General features: G+C 37.7%; 4 protein-coding genes. 3 read left to right on the forward strand and 1 reads right to left on the reverse strand.

From position 1 onward, the window contains the following. Positions 1–123 precede the first annotated feature (123 nt). From AC5JM2_RS10030 to AC5JM2_RS10040, 3 genes are all read left to right on the forward strand, one after another. Positions 124–723 (forward strand): cytochrome b/b6 domain-containing protein, encoded by a 600-nt coding sequence (locus AC5JM2_RS10030; protein ID WP_495834744.1) that lies wholly within the window; start codon positions 124–126, stop codon positions 721–723. Between the two features lie 18 nt (positions 724–741). Then, on the forward strand, positions 742–1,464 hold the full coding sequence (locus AC5JM2_RS10035) for a molybdopterin-dependent oxidoreductase (protein WP_495834745.1): 723 nt from the start codon (positions 742–744) through the stop codon (positions 1,462–1,464). Between the two features lie 189 nt (positions 1,465–1,653). After that, complete coding sequence (locus AC5JM2_RS10040; protein ID WP_495834746.1) at positions 1,654–3,096, forward strand: bifunctional orotidine-5'-phosphate decarboxylase/orotate phosphoribosyltransferase; 1,443 nt, start codon at positions 1,654–1,656, stop codon at positions 3,094–3,096. A gap of 162 nt (positions 3,097–3,258) precedes the next feature. On the opposite strand, the gene AC5JM2_RS10045 is transcribed toward AC5JM2_RS10040, so the two are convergent. Then, complete coding sequence (locus AC5JM2_RS10045; protein WP_495834747.1) at positions 3,259–4,212, reverse strand: PDDEXK-like endonuclease domain-containing protein; 954 nt, start codon at positions 4,210–4,212, stop codon at positions 3,259–3,261. Between the last annotated feature and the right edge of the window lie 51 nt (positions 4,213–4,263).

The raw sequence follows: 4,263 nt of genomic DNA on the forward strand, positions 1-4,263 counted from the left end.
ACGTCCGGATCTAACACAGAGGGACGGCGGATAATACCGCCTCTCGACTCTACCTGTAGGACTACAATGCCTTGCATTCCTACAAGCAACTGAATCTGCAAGCTAGATAAAAAAAGTTTATCTATGACTTCAACTTTTCCCCATAAAAATCGCAAGTTACCGACTCAAGCAATAGCAGCGAAAATTTTCCACTGGATTAACATTATCAGTTTGTTTATTATGCTCACCAGTGGGCTGCAAATTTACAACGCTAATCCTGTTTTTGGTGGGCGATCAGGTTGGCACATTCCTCCAATATTTACTTTAGGAGGTTGGCTTGCTGGCGGCAGACACTGGCATTTTGCTGCTATGTGGTTATTTTCGCTGAATCTTTTGTGGTATGGAATTTATATTTTCGTCACTCGGCGCTGGCAACATCGATTTGTAGGTATCAACGACTTACAAGCGTTGCAAAAAAGTAAAAATTCAAAACGTTTAATTTATGCTTGGCACCGCATTGTTTATACAGGCATTATTCCTGTTTTACTACTAGCTATATTTACAGGTATAGGAATGTATAAACCTGCTCAATTTCCTTTTATAGTAAATACTTTTGGCAGTTGGCAAGCACTGCGAATCGTTCACTTTTCCTCGGTTCCAATAGTTATTTTATTTGTCGTTGCTCACTTTATGCTAGGGCGTCAGGCTGGAGGTGAAAAATTGACAGAATCAATGTTTTGGTAAATCAAAAGTATTCATCCTATGAATTTAATTCCGATCAAGCGTCCTCAACTATCGCGCCGTCAATTTATAAAAATTTCTGGATTGTCTGGCATGAGTTCTCTTCTTGGTGGATGTGGAACACCTTTGTTTGAGGATATTGTAGGCAAAGCGTCTGAACCACTCAACCAAAAAGTTGAAGCATTAATCTTTAATCAACAAAAGCCAGTACCAGAATTTTCTTACAGTCAGATTGAACCAGAAGCTTTGCTCATTAATAGCTTCAGGTATACTCCCATTATTGACAAAGACAAATATCGTTTAATTATTAATGGTGAAGTAAATAATCCCTTAAGCTTGAGTTTGGCAGAAATTCAATCTTTACCTCTGACTTCCATGATTATTCGTCATGTTTGTGTAGAGGGTTGGGCAGCAATAGTACAATGGGGAGGCGTTCGATTACAAGAAATTGTTGCTCTTGCTCAGCCTAAAGCAAATGTGCGATATGTTTACTTCCAATCAGCTGATGGCTACTATTCAAGCTGGGATATTGCTTCAAGTTTACATCCCCAAACTTTATTAGCTTATCAGAAAAATGGTGAAACTTTGCCAGTAGAAAACGGCGCACCACTACGTTTGGCTTCTCCCATTAAACTTGGATATAAGCAAAGTAAGTGGATAATTCAAATTACACTAGCGAGTCAATTATTCAGTTCTCGGGGATACTGGGAAGATCAAGGATATGAATGGTTTGCAGGATTGTAATTCGGAAAGATAAATTATGAATACTAAAATTTTTCATTTCTTGATTAAACCTGTCCTAAAAGACGACTTTTATCCTGCACAATTGTATTTTCATAGAGAATAACACATTCAAACAGAGAGATAATCTATTTGAATGTGTGTTGATGATGTAATGAAAAATACTTTAAAAAATATTTTTGATAAAAAACTATGAACTTTTTCGACAAGTTAAATCAAGTAATTTCACAAAATCAAAGTTTACTTTTTGTTGGACTTGATCCAAATCCAGAAATGATGCCGACTCGCTATCAATCTCAAAATATTATTTCTGGATTGTCGGATTGGTTGCAATTTATTATTTCTGAAACAGTCGATAAAGTCTGTGCTTATAAACCTACGCTTGGATTTTATGAAGTGTTAGGTGCTCCAGGTTTAGAACTCCTGCATCAAACTATAGCAGCTATTCCTTCTCACATTCCAATTATTTTAGATGCAAAACATGGTGATTTAAACACCAGTACTATTTTCGCTAAAACTGTTTTTACTCAATGGGGTGTAGATGCGATAACTTTGAGTCCATATATAGGACAAGAGCATGTAGCCTCTTTTTTGGTTTATCCAGATAAAGCAGTTTTTATTTTATGTTGTACTTCTAATTCTAATACGTTGAGTTTACAGCAATATCCTTCGAGTGAGTCACCTTTTTATTTACAGGTTGTCAAAGAATCAAAAAACTGGGGAACTCCAGAACAAGTGGGTTTAGAAGTGGGAACTACGAATCCTGATATTTTGTCGCGTATTCGTGCAGTTTCTCCGGAACGAATGATCATGGCTCGTAGCATTTGGGCAGAGAGTAACAATCTTTATAAGATTTTAGCAGCTGGTCTGACGGCAAACGGAGATGGTCTTTTAATTCCTGTTCCTATAGATATGTTAACAGAGGAAAATTTATCTGAACAAATTCAGTCTTTGCAAACAGAAATAAATCAAGCAAGAACCGAAATAACCCAAAATGCTTCCAGTTGTTCTGTATGGTTTTCTGATGTTTGTTTATTAGAAAAACATCCCCAACTAGATTTAATTTTGCAAATGTATGATGTTGGTTGCATTATGTTTGGAAACTATGTGCAAGCATCAGGCAAGACTTTTCCTTATTATGTTGATTTACGCAAAGTTATTTCTACTCCGCAACTTTTTAATCAAGTTATCAAAGCCTATGAAGAGATTTTGAGAAGCTTAAGTTTTGACCGAGTTGCAGGTATTCCTTACGGATCTTTACCTACGGCTACTGGTTTAGCCTTACGTCTCAATTGTCCGATGATTTTCCCTCGCAAAGAAGTGAAAGCACATGGAACTCGAAGGCTAATTGAAGGTGAGTTTTTTCCAGGAGAAACGGTTGTCGTCGTTGATGATATTCTCATCAGCGGTAAAAGCGTCATGGAAGGAGCAGAAAAGTTAAAATCTGTTGGATTAAATATAAATGATATTGTTGTCTTTATCGACCATGAACAAGGGGTGAAAGACCGATTACAAGAAAACGGTTATCGAGGTCATTCTGTTTTAACAATGTCAGAAATCACAGAAACGTTGTATCAAGCTGGACGAATTAATCAGGAGCAATTTTCTGCTTTAAGTGAACGCTCAAATGCGTAGTATGTGCAGCACGAAAAGAAACATAACTATACTAAAAAGACCATGAATGGATAAGTTTAAGGAATTGGATAGGATAAGAAGTTAACTTTACCATGCAAAACTTTTATGGTCTAAGATCAAATATGGGCAAGTTAGTAAAGAAAGACAGGAATTTTGCAATTTTTATTTACATTGCAACTGTTTGATCCTTTCTATTAAGAGACGAACTTGATCTGGTTTATTACGAAACCAGTCTGTTGACCAAATTCTGTGAATATTCCAACCTAGCCTTTCAAGCACTTGTTGTCTGAGGCGATCGCGATCTCTTGCAGTCGGTGAACTATGATAAGATGCGCCATCGCACTCAATCCCCAATAAAAATTCGCCGGGACGATTGTTGTTAACAACTGCTAAATCAATCCGATAACCTGAACATCCAACTTGAGTGCGGATAGTGTATCCTTGCTGAACTAAAGTATGGTAAACATCTTCTTCAAATGGCGAGTCAAAGTGGAGCGCATCTGTATAAGAGTTACCTTGTAGTCGTTCTCCACCACTCGCTGCATATTCTAAATAATCTCGCAGGTATTCTATGCCTTTACTTTTGGTGCGTGTTAAATCGATGTCACCAGCAATTATCGAAGAAACCAGTGTGATCTTGCTTTTTGCGCGCGTAACAGCTACATTAAGTCGTCGTTCTCCACCTTGCCGATTAAGAGGACCAAAGTTGAGAGAAAATTTACCTTGAGAGTCACGAGCATACCCAACGCTGAGTAAAATTACATCTCGCTCATCACCTTGAATGGTTTCCAGTGCTTTGAGAAAAAACCGAGGTGAATTATCGCTGCAAAATGTCTCCAAATCTGGATAGTTTTTGCCCAAAATCTCAATTTGTTCCTGAATGGCATCAGCTTGAGCCTCGCTAAATGCTACTATACCAAGAGATTGGTCGGGAAAATGTTGAAAATGCTCTAACGTCAATTGAGCAACGACTTCTGCCTCGCGTCGATTATCTCTACGTCCACCGCGATCATATACGCCATCTGGAACATGTTTGAACCACACTCCCAAATCTGGATTTTGAACTGGGTTTGGAAATGTAACTAATTGGTTGTGGTAAAAATGTTTATTAGACAATACCTTCGCCAAAAAAAGAGGATAAATATCTCAATCCCAAAACCTCGACTA

This window comes from Brasilonema angustatum (assembly GCF_059505445.1).

Excerpts from the sequence above, each read along its gene's own strand:
- AC5JM2_RS10030 (WP_495834744.1), top strand. The coding sequence starts at position 124 with ATGACTTCAACTTTTCCCCATAAAAATCGCAAGTTACCGACTCAAGCA.
- AC5JM2_RS10040 (WP_495834746.1), top strand. The coding sequence starts at position 1,654 with ATGAACTTTTTCGACAAGTTAAATCAAGTAATTTCACAAAATCAAAGT.
- AC5JM2_RS10035 (WP_495834745.1), top strand. The coding sequence starts at position 742 with ATGAATTTAATTCCGATCAAGCGTCCTCAACTATCGCGCCGTCAATTT.